The sequence below is a fragment of the Thermus altitudinis genome (assembly GCF_022760835.1).
In the GTDB taxonomy this organism is placed as follows: domain Bacteria; phylum Deinococcota; class Deinococci; order Deinococcales; family Thermaceae; genus Thermus; species Thermus altitudinis.
On the sequence record NZ_JAKTNQ010000010.1, the window covers coordinates 1 to 16,701 of the forward strand.

A 16,701-nucleotide genomic window follows, 5' to 3' on the forward strand; every position below is an offset into this window, starting at 1 on the left:
TTTGCTCCTAGTGTAGCCCACTGTGGGGGGTCCATGTATCCCCGGACTGAAGGGGGGGCATTATGGCCCCCCGCACTCCCCTTTTTCTGTAAATCTTTGCCGCCTGCTCCCTCTCCCCCGGGTTAAGGGGTGCAGGAGCCTGGGCCAGAGCCAAGGCCCCCAAAACCAGAACGCCCAAGAAACCCAACCACCTACCCATACCTGTCACCTCCCCGAACTACGATACGTCTATCCGAGTAGTACAGATGTCCCAAGACAGAAGTCCCTATTTAAATAAAGTCTGTGGAAGAAAGTTGGAACCGGACCCCATAAGGGGTCCGGTAAAAGGCAGAAGGGGCTAATGGGCGTGCTCTTTTTCGTGGAAGGTGGTCACCACCCACCACATTCCCTGGGGGATGAAGAGGTACACCATGGAGCTAAAGGCGATCAAGTACTTCCAGAAAGGATCCAGGTAGGGAGGCAAAATCATGCCCAAGGCCCCCAGGGCCTGCAAAACGGCGAAGGCGTAGGAAAAAGCGACGATGGAGGACCTCTCCAGCATCCGCCCCAGGGCGTAAAACATAGCGTAGAACCCCGCGGCGGAAACCATGAGCATGCCGTAAAGCATCAGGTCCCGCACCGCCTCGCTAGTCATGGGCACCTACCTCCTTGGTCACCCTGACCTCCCCTTTCCCGATGGTGACTAGGTCCCAGAGGAGGACCAGGTAGCTCACCAGGAAGAAAACCCCAAAGACGAACCGCCAAACCATGCCGTTCTGGAACCAGGGGTGCTGCTGGGCCTCTATGTAGGCCTGCCAGGTGCTTCCGCCGATGGCCCGCTCCACCATGGTCTGGGTAAAGCCCGCGATGGTCATGGCCGCCGACATGCCGAAGATGCTGATAACCATCAGCACAAAAGCCCACTTCCAAAGCTTGGAGTCAAAGCGGGGTAGGTCAGGCCGCCTCACCTGGTGGAGGGCCATATAGATCACCGTCAGGATGGCGGTGACGTAGGCTCCGAAGAAGGCTAGGTGCCCATGGGCTGGGGCTAACTGGGTGCCATGGGAGTAGAGATTGATCTGGGGCAAGGTCTGCATAAACCCCCACACCCCTGCGCCGATGAAGTTACCAAAAGCCTGGGCAATAGCCCAGAAGAGGGCAGGCTGGTTCACGGTCTGCATGCGGTGGACCCCAGCGTCGTAGACCGCATGCACCACCATGGCCACTAAGGGTATCGGCTCCAAGGCGCTGAAGAAGCCACCCAGGCCCAACCAGTACTCCGGGGTGCCAATCCAGAAGTAGTGGTGCCCCAGTCCTAAGATTCCGGTGCCGAAGACCAAAGCCACCTCGAGGTAAAGCCAGGTTTCCACAATCCGCCTAGGAGTTCCTAGAAGGTGCATCAGGGCCATGGCCATAATGGAGCCCACCAGCACCTCCCAGGTGGCCTCCACCCAAAGGTGCACCACCCACCACCAGAAGTACTGGTCCATGGAAATGTTGGGGGTGTAGTGCATGCCCGCCATATAGAGCCCGGCCAGGGCCACCAGGTCAAACATGAGGACCGCCACCACTCCGGTGATGCGCTGGGCCTTAAGCGCTGTGGCCACCACGTTGTAGAGGAAGACGGCCATCACCGCCACAATGCCAAAATCCGCCCAGCGGGGGGCCTCTATGTACTCCCGTCCCTCGGTAATGAACCAAAGGGTAGGGGCGTTGCCTGGACCGTACTGGACCAAAAGGTAGACCACTACCACGATACCCACAGCGGCGATCAGGGTGAAGAAGGCCAAGCGGGCAAGCCGGATGCCCACCACTTCCCGACCCAGCTCCATGGGCAGAAACCAGTACACTCCGCCCATGAAGCCAAGGAGGAGCCAAACGATCATAGCGTTGATGTGGAGCATCCGGTTGGTCATGAAGTTCAGCTTGCCGTAGAGAAAATTGGGATCCAGGTACTGCCAAGCTGCCAGCAAACCGAAGAGGACCTGGGCCCCGAAAAGGGCCAAGGCCACCCAGAAGTACCAGAGGGCCAGCTTCTGGGACTCGTAAAGCTTTCCTTGCGGTAATGCTTGGGTCATGGAACACCTCCTACTGCACCCCGGCGAAGCGGTCCGGGAAGCCGTTGGTGTCTATGGCCGACATCCACTTTAAGAAGGCCACCAAGGCCTTGGCCTCCTCCTCGCTCAAGCCCAAGTTGGGCATCCGGCGAGCAAAGGTGGGGTAGCGGTCCGGATGTTGGAGCCATTCCGCTATAGCCTCTTCCTTGGTGGCCTTCCCGGTCATTCCCTTGACCATGGTCTCCCATTTGGGGTCCAACCAAGCCCGCGTGAGGTCCGGGGCAAAATAGGCCCCGTTGCCCAGGAGGGTGTGGCAGTCCATGCAGTTGCGGCTCTGCAGGGTCATCTTGCCCTTGTTAACCAGGGCGAAGGCCTCAGCCTCGCTCCAGGTTTTGCCGAAAAACCCCACCTCTTCCCCGATGACCGGGATATCCCGCCTTTTCTCATAGTCGCGCTTAAGCCAAATGGTCTTGTTGATGACGGTATAGGCCGGCACCCTAGCCGAGCCCTCGCGGATCTGGTTCAGCGAGTCAATGGTCAGATAGACTAGGATCCCGGTCATGATCAAGGAGCTCACCACGGCCGCATTCCGCCAAAAGCGGGGCTCGAGCCACCCGGACCCCCGGGAAAGCCAAAGGGTGAGGACCACGGTGGCAAACAGGGCCCCGATGGTGGTTTCTATCCAGCCAATCTCCATACCTCAACCTCCTTTCACCTCCAGCTCATAAACTCCGATACAGCCCTCGGGATTTCCATGATCTAGGTCAAGGGCAAAAGTCCCAGAGGACTCCTGAGGGATAGACCGGTGGTTATGCCCGAGCTCCAACCCGTTGGGAATGAACCCCCCGTGGCTTAAGGGCTGGCAACCTGGGATGATACCCTTCAGGCGTGGTCAACGGGGATGGTACCCTTCAAGCAAGGCCGAATTGTGTTCTCCTTCCAGCAGGCCAAGGACGTGCTCGCGACCCATGTTCCTAAGCAGAACTTGATGAAAACCTTACCTTTTCGTGACCTCAGTCAAGGCAATCCCAGCCTAGGTAAGAGTAAACTTAACGCCATGAAGCTGGCCTTTTTGGGCTTGGGTTTACTCTTCACCGGGCTGGGCTTCCTGGGGGCCCTCCTCCCCATCCTCCCCTCTACCCCCTTTTTTCTGATAGCGGCCTACCTTTTCTCCCGAAGCCACCCAAGGCTCGAGGCCTGGCTTCTCTCCCTGCCCCAGGTAGGCCCCTTGGTGCAAAACTACCGGGAAGGCCGGGGTATCCCCAAGAGCACCAAGATCCTGGCCACGGTTTTAGCCTTGGGGGCAGCGGGCATAAGCCTCTACGGTCTACCCCCCATCGCAGGCCGGGTGGTCGTGGTTCTCCTTATCGCCTACGGCATCTATTTCATCTGGAAACGGGTACCCACCTTATCGCCGGTGGGTAACCAGGAAGGCCCAAAAGACCAGGGCCTCCCAAAGGGCTAAGAAATCCCCCAAGGCATCTCCATCTTCCCTTCCCCCCCAGGCCCAGCCGTAAGGCGTGAGGAGGGGAAGACCCACAAAGCGAGTTGCCCCATAAAAGAGGAAAAGGCCCAGGGCCAGAAAGGCAGAAACCCAGCACAGCCACCTTCCTAAGCGCCCTCCTAGTGCTTCCGGGGCCACAGTGAGTAGAAAAAGGAGGGCATAGCCCATACCTCCTTGGAGAATCAGCCCCCCGAGAAGCACCCCCTGGTAAAAGAAGGACTCCGCCTCTCCCCCGTAAGCCCTTCGTCCCAGACTAACAAGGAGGTCCCCGCAGAAGCCCTTTAAACCTAGCTCCGCTCCCAGGCCTTGAAGATGCGCTGGCAAGAGAGCCAAAAGCGGGGGGATCCAGGAAGGCATGTCCTCAGGGTACCGGCAATGGGAAAGGACATTTGTACTTGACATTGCCGGAAGCAGGATCAAAACTAAGACACGTAGATCTTAGTTAGGAGGTGGCGTATGACGGAGAAAGGTCACTGGCTCCTGGATAATCCCTGGCTCCTCCTCGCCCTTCACGTGGTGCTCTTCGTGGGACTTTACCTCATTTGGGGCTGGTTGGATATCAGCCGGGTTTCCAGCCGTTAGGAGGTAGCCATGGCCCTGCACACCCCTCCCAAAAACTGGTTAAAAGAGGCCATCGCTCCGGAGGAGCGGATCTGGCTGGTCCTGGCCACCCTCTTCGCCATCGTCTTTCTCTCTGCCTTCATGGGACTTTGGCATCTGGCTGGCCTCCAGACCACCCATGGGGAGGCTTACCAGGTAGACCCGGCATCCTTCCGGCAGGAGGTGCAGGCTTTCGCAGAACGCTACCAGGTGGGGGAGCTTCACGGCATCCCTGTGGTGGCCCCACCCCCGGGGGACGTTTACCTTATGGCCCAGGCCTTCAGCTGGTATCCCGTCCTAAAGCTGAAGAAGGGGGAAACCTACCGTCTCAGGGTAGCCTCGGTGGATTATCCCCACGGTTTCAGCCTGTACCCCCACGAGTGGAGCATCCAGCTCTACCCCGGTTACGAGTGGGTCTACGCGTTCACACCCACCAAAACGGGAGAGTACGCGCTTATCTGCAACGACTACTGCGGTTTAGGGCACCACGTGATGGTGGGACGGATTCTGGTGGAAGAGTAGGAGGAACCTATGGCGCTTCCCTTGGAACGCACCTGCCCTGCCACAGGGCTGAGGCTCTTTAGCGCTGCAGAAACCTTGGTAAAGGTGAACGCCGTGGCTGCGGTGGTCTTCCTACTCCTGGGCTCTCTCTGGGTCATCCCCAGCACCATGAACCGGGTTCTGGGACCTGACGCGGTTTCTCCCCAACTGTACTATCAGTCCACCTTCCTCCACGGTTGGAACATGCTCATCTTCTGGATCCTTTTTTTCGAAGTGGCCCTCCTCCACTTCGCTGCCTCTGCCCTCCTCAAAATCCCCCTCCGCTTCCCTCGCCTGGCCTGGGGAGGGTTCTGGCTTATGCTTCTGGGGGCAGCCTTCATCAACTACCTTGGCCTAATGGGCCCCATTAACTTTCTCCCCTTCACCCCTTACGTTCCCCTCCAAGCCCCACCTCTCTTCTACCTGGCGGTGATCCTCTTCGCCGTGGGGGCCATCCTGGCGGTCTTCGTCTTCTTCGCCACTCTGCATCGCGCCTGGCGGGAGAAAACCTATGGGACCACCATGCCTCTGGGCGCTTTCGGAGCCCTCACCGCCGCCATCTTAGCCACCACCACGCTTCTCTCCGGAGCCATCGCCTTTATCCCCACCTTCCTGTGGTCTCTAGGCCTAATCAAGGTGGATCCCCTCTGGTTCCGGCACACCTACTGGGGGTTTGGCCACGGGGCCCAGCAGGTAAACCTGGCCGCCATGGTCACCGCCTGGTACCTTTTGGCCCTCTTCACCGTGGGGGGTACTACTCCCAGCGAACGGCTCTCCCGCATCGCCTTCCTCCTCTATCTCCTGGGTATCAACCTGGGCTCCGCCCATCACCTCCTCACCGAGCCCACGGGGGCTCTTTCCAGCGCCTGGACCTGGGTGAATACCGGCTACCTGATCCACGTGGCTGTTCTGGGAAGCTTGATCCACGCATTCTCGGTGCCCGCAGCCATCGAGCGGGGTCTTAGGCTCAAGGGTTTTAACAACGGGCTTTTCGGCTGGCTGACCAAGGCCCCTTGGGGCAACCCTGGGTTCTCCGCCCTGGTGCTTTCCGTCATTCTTTTCGGCTTCTTGGGGGGCATGAGCGGGGTCACCATGGGTTCCTACGACCAAAACCTTAAGTGGCACAACACCCTGGCGGTGGTGGGCCACTTTAAGGGCACGGTAGTGGCTGGCACCAGTTTGGCCTTCATGGGCCTCACCTACTACCTCCTGCCCCTTATCTTCCGCCGAAAGCTCATCTGGCCTCGGCTTGCCGCCTGGCAACCCTGGTTCTTTGGACTGGGCATAGGCCTCCTTTCCCTGGCCATGATTCGCCTAGGGGTGGTCTACGGACTCCCCCGGCGCTTCGGGGACACCTTCCAATTCGGGGGAAGCCCCTTTGCCTTCCAGTACCCTCCAGAGATGGCCCCCCTTCTTGGCATCATGGGAATCGGGGGAACCCTGGCCCTTTTGGGCGGCCTTCTCTTTATCCTCCTAACAGTAGCCACCCTGCTATGGGGTCAACCTTTGACCGACGAAGAAATCCAAAAAACCTACCAGGTGAAGGCGGAAGAAGGGCAGGCTACCCCCAAGGGTGTCCAACTCCTGGCCTTCCTCTTCCTGGCCTTCTTCCTAATCTACTATCTCTATAACCACTGGTTCCTCTCCCAGTCATGGTTCATCGGTGGAAGGTAGGGCTCCTTTACCCGCCCCTGGGGGTTAATCCTCCAGGGGGCTTACTATGTAAGCATGCCGGTGCGAAGCCTCCTGAGACGCGAGGAATCCTACGCCCTTCATGCGCTTTTGCTCCTATCAGAGGAGCCCGGGCTCAGCGCAGCAGAGATCGCTGCCAAGCTCAAAGCCCCCCCTGCCTTCATGGCTAAAGTCCTTTCCAAGCTGGCCAAAGCAGGCCTGGTGGAAAGCCGCATGGGCCGGGCCGGGGGAGTGTGGCTGAAGGTCCCCCCGGAGGAGATCACTCTGCTCAGGGTGATGGAAAGCCTCTCCGGCCCTGTGGTCATAGACCTTTGCGCCACCTTAAAGCGTTGCCCCACGGAAGAGAGGCGAGGATTCTGCTACCTTAAGCCAAACCTGGTGCGCATGGACCAGGAGATCCGCAAAACCTTGGCGGGCTTCACCTTGAAGGATCTCTTGCCCGGGGCCACCAAGACCGCTTGACCCAGGTCATGGCGTCCCTATCCCCTGGGTGCCAAGCTTAGGGGGTATGGTGGAACTCACCTTGAAGACCACGGTAAACGAGATCCTCCAACGCCATCCGGAAGCGGTGAAGCTGCTTAACGGGATGGGCATAGACACCTGTTGCGGTGGGGCCGATTCCCTGGAAGAGGCCGCTCGCCAGGCGGGGAAAGAGCCGGAAGAGGTGCTGAAGGAACTCCTAGCCGTTCTGGAGGGGCAAGGATGAACCTTATCCAAAAGGCCCGCTACAGCGAGGTCCGTGGAGTGGAGCTGCTGGCCGACCACCCGGAAGTACGCCTGGTCCTCTTCAGCCTGCAAAAAGGGCAGGAGGTCCGGGGCAAAGGGGAGCCAAGGGTGCACCTGCTTTGCCTCGAGGGTGAGGGCACCCTATGGGCTGGGGAACAGGCTATCCCTGCCACCCCTGGTACCCTCTTAGCCGTAGAGCCTAGGGAAGCCCACGGCGCCAAGGCCGGGGAAGGAACCTTATTGGTCCTTGGCATCATCACCCCTAGACCATGATCCCAGCAAGCCGGGTGGCCCTCACCACGGCGCTCCTCTGGTTCCTGGCCGCCAACCTGGTGGGCCTATTTCTCGGTTTAGGCCTCCTTCCCTATTCCTGGCGGCCCGCCCACGCCCACATGCAGCTACTAGGGTTCGTAAGCCTTATGATCTATGGGGTGGCCTACCACGCCCTGCCCCGGTTCCGAGGGGTGGTCTTCCGCAGGCCAGGGCTGGCCCTTTTCCAGGTGCTTCTGGCCAATCTAGGGCTTTTGGGAATGACCTTAGCCTGGGGTCTGGGGCTAGAAACCCGTATCTGGAGCCTGTTCGCCACCCTCTCGGCCTTGGCTGGCGCTCTGTTTACCCTCTTGATGCTGGAGGTACTCTGGAACTAAGGGGCCTATCCGGCCCACCTGGGGAAAGCTTATGCGCACGGCCAGCATCCCTCTTAAATCGGTAGCCCTGCCCACGGAGCACGGGGGCTGGGGGTTTACCCTGGAACCCATCCTCTTGGGCCTCCTCCTCTCCCCAGGCCCCCCCACCCTGGGCCTTGCCCTCTTAGGGCTCTTCGGCTTCCTAGCCCGGCATCCCTTGAAGCTGATCTACCAGGACCTTAGAAAGGGCAAGCGCTACCCCCGCACCCACTTGGCCCTCAGGGTGAGCGGGGTTTACCTAACCTTGGCCCTCTTAGGTTTTCTCCTCACCGCCTTCACCGCCCAGGGGCCCTTCCTCCTTCCCCTCCTTTTGGCCTTGCCCCTAGGGGCTTTCATGCTCTGGGCGGATACGCAAAACCGCTCCCGTGACCTGTTCCCCGAAATAGCTGCCGCTCTCGCCATGGCCTCCTTAGCCCCAGCAGGGGTACTGGCGGGGGGCTTGGGGCCGGAGATGGCCTTGGGGAGCTTTCTTGTCCTGGCCCTCAGGGACGTGGCCGCCCTCTACTACGCCCGCACCCAGGTGCTGAGGGCCCGAGGAATGCGCCCAAAACGCTACCCCGCCTATATCGCCCTTTGGTCCAGCGCTGGCCTCGCTTTGTTCCTCCAAGGCCAGGGGCTTCTCCCCCTTGCCGCATCCCTGGTCCTTCTGCTTCTGGCCCTCTATGGCAGCCTGGCCCTCCTCAGGCCGCCGGTGGAGGCCAGGATCATAGGCTGGACCCAGATGGGCTTTGGGCTTTTGCTGGTCTTGGCCACCGCCCTCGGTTATACCCTCCAGGGCCTCCCCACCGCTCTCCTGGGGGTACCGGCCCTGCACCGGTTTCTGGGCTGGGCCTTAGTGGGGTTAGCTTTCCTGGCAGGTCTCTATCTTCTATGGCGAAAAGAGGTGGGTAGGCCCATCCGCATCTTGGTGGGCTTTTATGACGTGAATGCCCTCTTGGGCCTCCTCTACCTAGCCTTCGTCTGGAAACCCCTCCCCCATCCCCTCCTGGCCCTCACGGGCGTGGTGCTCCTCCACCTCCTCCTGAAGAAACCCTACCCCTGGCCTGGGATAGGCTTCCTCCTCCTGGGGCTTCTGCTTCTTTGGCATTGAGGCCCATGGTGGGGGACACCACCCTCTTACGCCCGAAACCCGGGAAAATAAGAGCATGAGAAAAGCTTGGGGGATTGTCCTCCCTATCCTGGTCGTGGCCCTTTACGCCCTCTGGGGCCAACTGGGACCACTCGGGAAGAAACCAGAGAAGGTGGCTTGGGAGCTGGCCCAGTCACCTCCTGAGCGCCTGCAGGATGTTTATGCCAAGGCCCACCCCGCCGCCTTGCGCATAGATGGCCCCGAGGGAAGCAGGGGCACGGGCTTCTTCTACCGGGAAGGCCTGGTGCTCACCGCCTACCATGTGGTGGCGGAGGGAGGGCCCTACACCCTGGTGCTCGCCAACCGTCAGCGGGCCAGGGCCACCCTTTTGGGTTTCGCCGAACCCCTGGACCTGGCGGTCCTGGCCACGGAGGCCCAAGCCCCCGCCCTCCTTCCCCTGGAAACCCAAAGGCGCCCCCAGGTGGGAGAGGCCGTCCTGCACATCGGCAACGGCCGGGGCCAGTTCATCGCCCCCCGCTATGGGCGCATCACCCGGGTTTCCGTAGACCCTTCCCCCTTCTTGCCCCAGGGCCTGGTGGAAACCAGCCTGCCCCTTTCCCCTGGGGACTCCGGGGGGCCCGTACTGGACGGCCAGGGGAAGGTGCTGGGGGTGGCGGTGGCCATCGGCCAGACGGAAGCGGGTTTTAGGAGTTTCTTCACCCCCCTTGCGGAGCGGAGCGCCATCCTGGCGGATCTAGAACAAGGTAAAAGGAGCTACTGGCCCTACCTGGGCCTGAGGGGCCCCAGGACCCTCACGCCGGAGCTGGCCCGGGAGCTGGGCTTGCCCCCAGGGGGAGTACTGGCGGGAGAGGTGGTGCCCGGCGGGGCCGCCCACCGGGCAGGGCTAAGGGGCCTGGAGGCGGGAGGGGTGCCGGACGTGATCCTCGAGGTGAACCGCACCCCGGTGAATAGCTTTGAGGACCTCCTGCGGGAGGTGCGCCGCTACAGGGTGGGGGACCTAATCCGCCTCACCGTGCGCCGGGGAGGGGAGGTCTTCCAGGTGGAGGTGGAACTCGCCCCCTTCCCCGGGCGGTAGTCAGCCCATGAGGTCCCGGTAGGCGGGAATACCCTGTGCGCTTTCCGCAAGGAGCACCGCCCGGAGGATGGCCCGGGTTACGGCATCGGCGGCGTAGGCTCCTAGGCGCAAAAGGGCGTAAGGATCCACACCCTTCCCATCCCCCTGGGCCAGGGCGAAGACCAGGTCCCCATCCACGGGCGTATGGGCCGGGCGGATGGCCCGGGCGATCCCGTCTTGGGCCATGATGGCAAGCCTCCTGGCCTGGGCCTTGCTAAGGGGGGCATCCGTGGCCACCACCGCTAAGGTGGTGTTCTGGCCCAGGAGGGAGGGGTAGCGGTAGTCCTCTGGGCTTCCCCGGTAGCGGGAGCGATCCGGAACCAAAGCCCTCTCCCCTTCCGCCAGGAGGTCTTCCCCATAAAGCCTTCCCGTCAGGGGGTCAAAAGAACGGCCTAGGCTGTTCACCGCCACCAGGGCCAGGACCCGGTACCCTTCCTCCAGAAGGTACCCCGCCAGGCCCACCCCGCCCTTTACCCCGCCCGCCACCGCCCCCGTGCCCGCTCCCACGCCCCCTTCCTCCACCTCCTCCCCCGCGGCACAGGCCGCCTGGTACCCCGCCTCCTCCCCCGGCGGGCGGTGCACCCCTCCCCGGCCCAGGTCGTAGAGCACGGCAGCAGGCACGATGGGTACCGCGCCTGCCGGGGTGGGAAAGCCCCTTTTCCTTTCCGCCAGGTAGCGCATGACCCCCTCCGCCGTCCTCAGGCCAAAGGCGCTTCCCCCGGTGAGGAGGAGGGCATGCACCCTTTCCACGGTGTTTTCTGGCTGCAAAAGATCCGTCTCCCGGGTGCCGGGGGCTGCCCCCCGCACGTCCACCGCCCCCACCCAACCCTCCTCCACCAGGACCACGGTGCAGCCGGTGAGGGCCTCGAGGTCGGTGAAATGCCCCACCCTGATCCCCGGCCAAAGGGCCGCTTTGCCCCACAAGGCTTCCGCCATAAGGCCAGTATCGGGTAGGCTAAAGGCCAGCACAAGGAGGGAGTATGTGGGAGTACCTGATCCACGGCGAGCCTTCCCCTAGCATCCAAGCCTTTCTAGAGGGTCTTGGGAAGGCCCTGGAAGCCCAGGGGTTCCGCTATAACCCCAAAGCCGAGGCCCCCAATCTGGTGCTGAACGCGATTTCTCCCGAAAACCCCCGCCCCTACCGGCGAAGGGCCCAGGCCACCTTCGTGGCCTCGGTGCTGGAGCTTCCCGCCTTTCCCGAAAACCCCCTGCAGGCCCTCTACCCCTACCTGGTCCGCGCCCTCTCCAACGTGCTTCTAGCCTACGTGCCCAGCCAAGGGGTCAAGTTCCTCACCCTGGAGCTCGGGCACTACGACGAGCCCAATGGCGAAGGGTTTTTTGAGCGGGTGGCCGCACGCCTAAGGCCCATCGCCTGTAGCCGCCTGGTCATCAACAACATCTTCCACCCGGACCTGGAGCCTGAGCTTTGGCAGGGGGACGAGCTCACGGAGAGCATGTACCGGGCGGGGAAGAGGCTCAAGGAGTGGGACCTCCTTCCTGCCCCCTTCCCCATTGAGGAGATCCTCCCTCCCGAGGACCTCCGCCACGTGAAGCGCCTCTACGGCATCGGTGGGCTTTCCTACGGCAACCTCTCCGTGCGCAAGGACGAGCGCCGCTTCTGGATGTCCGCAAGCGGCGTGGACAAGGCCAACCTAAGGGAGATCGGCCGCGACATCCTCATGGTAAAGGACTACGACCCCAAGGAAAACGCCATCCTCCTCTCCGTGCCCCCCCACGTGGAGCCCAGGCGGGTGAGCGTGGACGCCATTGAGCACTGGATGATCTACCGGGAACACCCGGGGGTAGGGGCCATCCTGCACGTGCACGCCTGGATGGAGGGGGTTCCCGCCACCCCCTTCAACTACCCTTGCGGCACCTACGAGCTGGCCCAGGCGGTGGCGGAAAAGGTACGGGAGGCCCCCGACCCCACCCGGGCGGTGGTGGGCCTGAAAAACCACGGCCTCACCATCACCGGAAGGAGCCTGGAGGAGATCATGGAGCGGATAGAGGGCAGGCTCATCCGCACCGTCCCCATGTCATGAAGGCCCTCCTCTACACCCCTTCCCTTCCTCGCTTCTTTGCGGCCCGGGCCATAGGTAAGCGCTTCCCCAAGGGCCTTCTGCCCCTAACCCTGGCCCAGGTGCCCCTTCCCGAGCGGCCAGGCTTCGTCAAGGTCAAGGTGCGGCTAAGCGGGGTCTGCGGCTCGGACCTTTCCCTCCTCTACGGGAAAAGCCCTCCTTCCATCAGCCCCTTCTTCTCCTTCCCCGCCGTCCTGGGCCATGAGATCCTGGGGGAGGTGGAGGGCAGCCTGGTGGCGGTGAACCCCCTCCTCACCTGCGCCGACCGGGGGCTTCCCCCCTGCCCAGCATGCCAGCGGGGGGAGGAAGGGCTATGCCAGAACGTGGCCGAAGGACCCTTGGCCCCCGGGATGCTGGGCTACAACCGGGACCTGCCGGGGGGGTGGGGGGAGTGGGTGCTGGCCCGGCCCGAGAGGCTTTATCCCCTCCCTGAGGGCGTCCCCGAGGAGCGGGGCGTTTTGGCCGAGCCCCTGGCGGTGGTGGTGCGGGGTCTTAACAAGCTAAGGCCCTGGCCCAGGGAGATCCTGGTCCTAGGTATGGGTACCCTGGGGCTTTTGGCCCTCAAAGCCCTTCGGGCCCTGGGGTTTTCCGGCAAGGTGTATGGGGTGGCCAAGTACCCCCACCAGGCGGAGCGGGCTTGGGCCTTCGGGGCGGATGGGATCTACGGAAGCGCCAAGGAGGCCCTATGGGAACGGGCCCGGCGCTACCGCTACCTCCTCTTTGAGGGATACCGGGGCGGGTACGAGGCGGTCATAGAGGCCTCGGGAAGCGGGCTTGGTTTCCGCCAGGCCCTCACCCTGGCCCAGGAAGGGGGCCGGGTGCTCCTTTTGGGCGCCCCCGGCCTGGACTGGGCCGACCTCTCCCCCTTCTGGTTCAAGGAGGTGGGCCTGGTGGGAAGCTACACCTACACCCATGAGGAGTTTAGCCAGGCAGTGGGCCTCCTCCCAGAGCTTAGGGGATTGGAGGAACTCCTCGGGGGCATCTTCCCCCTCGAGGCCTGGCCCCAGGCCCTTACCGCCAAGGGAAAGGCCCTCTTCCGGCCAGCCATCTCCTCATAGGAGCCTTTCCCGATGGCCGCCACGCTCCATGGCTAAAGCTTCTCATCCGTAAAGGCACGTAAGATGGTAGCCATGTACGCCTTCCGCGAGGGCCTGCGGCAGATCCTCCGTCATCCTACGGCCAGTCTCGCCACCTTTTTTACCGCCCTCGTCTCCTTCGCCCTCCTTTACTTTCTGGGCCTCGTCCTATGGAACTTGGAGCGGGTAGTGTATACCCTCGAGAGGGAACTGGAAGTGGCGGCCTTCCTGCAAAAAGGGGCCGATGTGGAAGCCATCCTCAGCGAGATCCAGGGCTGGCCCGAAGTGGGGGAGGTGCGGCTTCAGAGCAAGGAGGAGGCCCTGGCCCAGCTGGTTCTGGACTACCCCTACCTGGCCGAAGCCAAGGACCTGGTGGAGAACCCTTTGCCCGACACCCTGCGCCTGAGGCTTAAGGACCCGGAGGCGGTGCGCAGGGTGGCGGAAAGGCTCAGGAAGCTTCTGGGGGTAGAGGGGGTGGAGTACGGAGGCGAGCTAACGGAAAGGCTGGTCCAGGTGCTGTCTGGAAGCCGCTTGGCCATGGGGGTCCTGGTGGGACTTCTTCTCCTCAACACCTTCTTCAGCGTCATGGGCTCCATACGCCTATCCCTGGAGAGCCGGAAGGAAGCCCTGGGCATCATGCTCCTGGTGGGGGCCACCCGGCGGTTTATCCAGGCTCCCTTCGTGGTGGAAGGGATCCTGCTCACCCTTGGGGCCAGCCTCCTGGCGGTGGCTTTCGGCAGCCTCCTGTACCGGGGCCTGGCCCAAGCCCTCCAGGGGCTCCTTCCCTTTCTGCCCGTGCTGGGGGTCAAGGACCTCTCACAGACCGGGCTCATGGTCCTGGCCCTGGCGGTGGTCCTGGGGGCCGGTGGGGCCCTCATGGCCACCCGGGCCTATCTGAGGGAAGTCTAGGATGGGCTTCCGCTGGATCCTCCTCCCCTTGGTTCTAAGCCAAGGCTTCCTGCTAGGGGTCTTGGCCCAGAACGTGCCTGCCCAGGAGCGCACCGTGCGCAACCTGGAAGACCAGCTGAGCCAGGCCAAGGCCCTGGAGGAGCAAAGCCAAAAGCGAATCCGCCTCCTAAACCAGGAGCTTGCCCGCCTATCCACCCGGGTGGAGAACCTGCTCAAGGAGAAAGCCCGCCTCGAGGGGGAGATCGCCCGCTTGGAGAAGGAACGAGCCGTCTTAAGCCGGCAGATCACCCAGTTGAAGGAGGAAATCGGCCAGACGGAAGGGCGTATCGCCAAGCTGGAAAGAGACCTGGAAAACCTAAAGGAGCGGCTCCAGGCCCTGATGCGAAGCCTGCACCGGGAAAGGGCTGGCCGCTACCTCCCCCTCCTCCGGGCCCAGTCCTTCACCGACCTGGCGGTGCGGGCCCGCTGGGTGGGGTACATCTCGGAGCGGGATGCGGAGCTGGTCCGTACCCTTCAGGCCACCTTGAAGGCCCTAAGGGAAGAGCGGGAGCGCTTAGGCCTCCTCCTCGCCGACCTCACCGCCAAGGAGAAGGCCCTGGGCCAGACCCAAAGGGCCCTCGAGGGGCAAAAGGGGGAGCTGGAGACCACCCTCGCCAGCCTAAGGCAGGAGGCGCAGGGCAAAAGGGCCCTTCTCCGGGAGGCCCTGACGGAACGGCAACGCCTGCAAGCCCAGCTGGCCGCCCTCCAGGCCAGGGTGCTGGCGGAACGGCAACGCCTCTTGGAGCTTAAGCGCCAGGAGGAGGAGCGGCGAAGGCAGGAGGAGGAGAGGAGGAGGCTGGAGGCCGAGCGCCGCCAGGCGGCCACCCCTCCCTCACCCCGCCAGGCCAGCGTGGTGGTACCCCCTCCCCCCTTGCCCGCCACCGTGGGCCGGCTGGCCTTTCCCGTGCCCGGAGGTAGAATCCTGGTGCCCTATGGGCAGGAAGGGCCTTTCCAGGTGATCCAGGGCCCCGCCCCGGGAAGCCCGGTACAGGCTGCCGCCGACGGGTACGTGGCCGGGATCCTCTACCTGCCCAACCTGGGCTACACGGTGATGCTGGTGCACACGGAAACCCTTTCCACCGTCTACACCAACCTGCAAGAACCCTTGGTGCAGGAAGGCCAGAGGGTGCAACGCGGACAGCTTCTGGGCTACACGGGAGGCGGCCTCCTCATCCGCCCGGAGGAAGTGGAGTTCAGGGTGGCGGTACGCCTAGGCGGAGAGACCCGCTTCGTGGATCCCTCCGCCTACTACTGAAGACCTTGGCTATGCGGGCTCAATAAGCCCGTAGTTGCCGTCCTTGCGGCGGTAGATGACGTTGATCTCGTCGGTCTTGGCGTTACGGAACACGAAGAAGTCGTGGCCCAAGGCCTCCATCTGGAAGGCGGCCTCCTCGGGGTCCATGGGCTTCATCTCAAAGCGCTTGACCCGGACAATCCTGGGACCTTCCTCCTCCTCGGGCTTGCGCAGGGCCTCGAGGTCCCGTACCTCGGGAGGTGGCGGCCCCTGGTAGGTGTGCCGCTTGCCCACGAAACGCCGCTCCTTGTAACGCTTCAGTTGGGTTTCCAGCCGGTCCACCATGCGGTCGATGGCCGCATAAAGGTCAGGGTCCTCCTCCTCCACCCTAACGAGCCCCCCGGGGAGGTCCACCTGCACCTCGGCCTTGGCCTTGCGGGCCACGTGGTTGCTGCCGGCCAAGGAAAGAACCACCTTGGCCATGAGCTCCCCATTCTGGTAGCGGTCCAGGCGGGAAAGCTTCCTTTCCACGTAGTCCCGAATGGCGTCGGTGATCTCCAGGTTGCGACCGATGAGTTTGTAGACGTTCATACACCCTCCTTTCCGCCCCGGTCAGGGCTTTCCCTTACCCTTATGCTACCACCTTCCCCAGGACGTTCGTCCCGCACCACCTGGCCCGCCTTCAACACCACCACCCGGGCCGGGTAGGCCTCCAAGAGTTCGCGGCTATGGGTGGCCACCAGCACCGTGGCCCCCCGTCCGTGGGCGGCCTTAAGGATATCCAGTACCTGCAGGGCGTTTTCCAGGTCCAGGTTCCCCGTGGGCTCGTCCGCCAGGATCACCGGGGGGTCCAGGAGCAAGGCCCGGGCTATGGCCACCCGCTGGGCCTCGCCCACGGAAAGCTCCTCGGGAAAGGCCCTTTTCTTGTGGGAAAGCCCCACCCGTCGCAGGGCCGTGGCGATGCGCTCCCCCCACTCCCTGGGGGGAATCCCTTGCACCTGGAGCACAAAGGCCAGGTTCTCCTCCACCGTCATGTCGGAAAGGAGGCGGTGGTCCTGGAACACCATGCCGATCCGGCGGCGGTGAAGGGCCACCTGGTCCCCCTTGAGAAGCTTCAGGTTCTGTCCGCCAAAGTACACCGTTCCTTGAGTAGGAAGGAGTCGGCGCAGGATCAGGGAAAGCAAGGTGGACTTCCCCGCCCCCGAGTGGCCCACCACGTACACGAACTCCCCCTTCCTGACCTCAAGGCTCACGTTGTACAGCGCCTTGGTCCCCGTGCGGGGGTATTCCAGGCCCACCCGGTGGAAGGCGATCATGCCCTTACTATACGGAAGACAGGCCACGGTTGTTTCTCATGGTGGGGCGTTATAGTGGAGC

General features: G+C 62.9%; 20 protein-coding genes. 14 read left to right on the forward strand and 6 right to left on the reverse strand.

Annotation, left to right across the window (positions count from 1 at the left end; genetic code table 11):
- Positions 1–337: 337 nt before the first annotated feature.
- Genes L0D16_RS05100 through L0D16_RS05110 form a run of 3 tightly spaced genes read right to left on the reverse strand, consistent with a single transcriptional unit; the run spans position 338 to position 2,733 of the window.
- On the reverse strand, positions 338–634 hold the full coding sequence (locus tag L0D16_RS05100) for a hypothetical protein (RefSeq protein WP_243030363.1): 297 nt from the start codon (positions 632–634) through the stop codon (positions 338–340).
- Entirely contained in the window at positions 627–2,057 is a 1,431-nt protein-coding gene (locus L0D16_RS05105; protein WP_243030364.1) for a cbb3-type cytochrome c oxidase subunit I, read from the reverse strand. The genes L0D16_RS05100 and L0D16_RS05105 overlap by 8 nt, the downstream gene beginning before the upstream one ends.
- A gap of 10 nt (positions 2,058–2,067) precedes the next feature.
- Positions 2,068–2,733 carry a c-type cytochrome gene (locus L0D16_RS05110; RefSeq protein ID WP_243030365.1) on the reverse strand — a complete coding sequence of 222 codons (666 nt, stop codon included), beginning with the start codon at positions 2,731–2,733 and terminating at the stop codon, positions 2,068–2,070.
- A 360-nt stretch (positions 2,734–3,093) separates the two neighbouring features.
- On the opposite strand from L0D16_RS05110, the gene L0D16_RS05115 reads away from it, so the two are divergent.
- From L0D16_RS05115 to L0D16_RS05155, 10 genes are all read left to right on the forward strand, one after another.
- Entirely contained in the window at positions 3,094–3,501 is a 408-nt protein-coding gene (locus tag L0D16_RS05115) for a YbaN family protein (protein WP_243030366.1), read from the forward strand.
- 495 nt (positions 3,502–3,996) lie between these two features.
- On the forward strand, positions 3,997–4,122 hold the full coding sequence (locus tag L0D16_RS12395; protein ID WP_279231204.1) for a hypothetical protein: 126 nt from the start codon (positions 3,997–3,999) through the stop codon (positions 4,120–4,122).
- A gap of 9 nt (positions 4,123–4,131) precedes the next feature.
- Entirely contained in the window at positions 4,132–4,662 is a 531-nt protein-coding gene (locus L0D16_RS05120; protein ID WP_243030367.1) for a cupredoxin domain-containing protein, read from the forward strand.
- 9 nt (positions 4,663–4,671) lie between these two features.
- Positions 4,672–6,354 (forward strand): cbb3-type cytochrome c oxidase subunit I, encoded by a 1,683-nt coding sequence (locus L0D16_RS05125; protein ID WP_243030368.1) that lies wholly within the window; start codon positions 4,672–4,674, stop codon positions 6,352–6,354.
- 54 nt (positions 6,355–6,408) lie between these two features.
- On the forward strand, positions 6,409–6,834 hold the full coding sequence (locus tag L0D16_RS05130; protein WP_243030369.1) for an RrF2 family transcriptional regulator: 426 nt from the start codon (positions 6,409–6,411) through the stop codon (positions 6,832–6,834).
- A gap of 46 nt (positions 6,835–6,880) precedes the next feature.
- The gene (locus tag L0D16_RS05135) at positions 6,881–7,078 is read left to right on the forward strand and encodes a DUF542 domain-containing protein (RefSeq protein WP_243030370.1); all 198 of its coding nucleotides are present in this window, start codon (positions 6,881–6,883) and stop codon (positions 7,076–7,078) included.
- Entirely contained in the window at positions 7,075–7,371 is a 297-nt protein-coding gene (locus L0D16_RS05140; RefSeq protein WP_243030371.1) for a cupin domain-containing protein, read from the forward strand. The genes L0D16_RS05135 and L0D16_RS05140 overlap by 4 nt, the downstream gene beginning before the upstream one ends.
- Positions 7,368–7,745, forward strand: a complete 378-nt coding sequence (locus L0D16_RS05145; protein WP_243030372.1) for a hypothetical protein — start codon at positions 7,368–7,370, stop codon at positions 7,743–7,745. Before L0D16_RS05140 ends, L0D16_RS05145 begins: the two co-directional genes overlap by 4 nt.
- Positions 7,746–7,776: 31 nt before the next feature.
- A complete protein-coding gene (locus L0D16_RS05150) occupies positions 7,777–8,874 on the forward strand; it encodes a YwiC-like family protein (RefSeq protein ID WP_243030373.1) in 1,098 nt (365 codons plus the stop codon).
- A 55-nt stretch (positions 8,875–8,929) separates the two neighbouring features.
- Positions 8,930–9,949, forward strand: coding sequence for a S1C family serine protease (locus tag L0D16_RS05155; RefSeq protein WP_243030374.1), 1,020 nt, complete (start codon positions 8,930–8,932; stop codon positions 9,947–9,949).
- Here L0D16_RS05155 and L0D16_RS05160 read toward each other — a convergent pair whose 3' ends face one another.
- Positions 9,950–10,924 carry a P1 family peptidase gene (locus tag L0D16_RS05160; protein ID WP_243030375.1) on the reverse strand — a complete coding sequence of 325 codons (975 nt, stop codon included), beginning with the start codon at positions 10,922–10,924 and terminating at the stop codon, positions 9,950–9,952.
- Between the two features lie 44 nt (positions 10,925–10,968).
- Here L0D16_RS05160 and L0D16_RS05165 point away from each other — a divergent pair, with 44 nt between their 5' ends.
- The 4 genes from L0D16_RS05165 to L0D16_RS05180 all read left to right on the forward strand — a co-directional run bounded on the left by L0D16_RS05165 (position 10,969) and on the right by L0D16_RS05180 (position 15,345).
- Complete coding sequence (locus L0D16_RS05165; protein WP_243030376.1) at positions 10,969–12,030, forward strand: class II aldolase/adducin family protein; 1,062 nt, start codon at positions 10,969–10,971, stop codon at positions 12,028–12,030.
- A complete protein-coding gene (locus tag L0D16_RS05170) occupies positions 12,027–13,124 on the forward strand; it encodes a zinc-dependent alcohol dehydrogenase (RefSeq protein WP_243030377.1) in 1,098 nt (365 codons plus the stop codon). The genes L0D16_RS05165 and L0D16_RS05170 overlap by 4 nt, the downstream gene beginning before the upstream one ends.
- Before the next feature lie 72 nt (positions 13,125–13,196).
- Complete coding sequence (locus L0D16_RS05175) at positions 13,197–14,051, forward strand: cell division protein FtsX (RefSeq protein WP_243030378.1); 855 nt, start codon at positions 13,197–13,199, stop codon at positions 14,049–14,051.
- A 1-nt stretch (position 14,052) separates the two neighbouring features.
- Positions 14,053–15,345, forward strand: coding sequence for a murein hydrolase activator EnvC family protein (locus tag L0D16_RS05180; RefSeq protein ID WP_243030379.1), 1,293 nt, complete (start codon positions 14,053–14,055; stop codon positions 15,343–15,345).
- Positions 15,346–15,354: 9 nt separating this feature from the next.
- Here the strand turns inward: L0D16_RS05180 and hpf are convergent, their stop codons facing one another.
- Positions 15,355–15,915 carry a ribosome hibernation-promoting factor, HPF/YfiA family gene (hpf, locus tag L0D16_RS05185; RefSeq protein WP_243030380.1) on the reverse strand — a complete coding sequence of 187 codons (561 nt, stop codon included), beginning with the start codon at positions 15,913–15,915 and terminating at the stop codon, positions 15,355–15,357.
- Positions 15,912–16,640, reverse strand: coding sequence for a cell division ATP-binding protein FtsE (ftsE, locus tag L0D16_RS05190; RefSeq protein ID WP_243030381.1), 729 nt, complete (start codon positions 16,638–16,640; stop codon positions 15,912–15,914). The genes hpf and ftsE overlap by 4 nt, the downstream gene beginning before the upstream one ends.
- Positions 16,641–16,701: the final 61 nt, after the last annotated feature.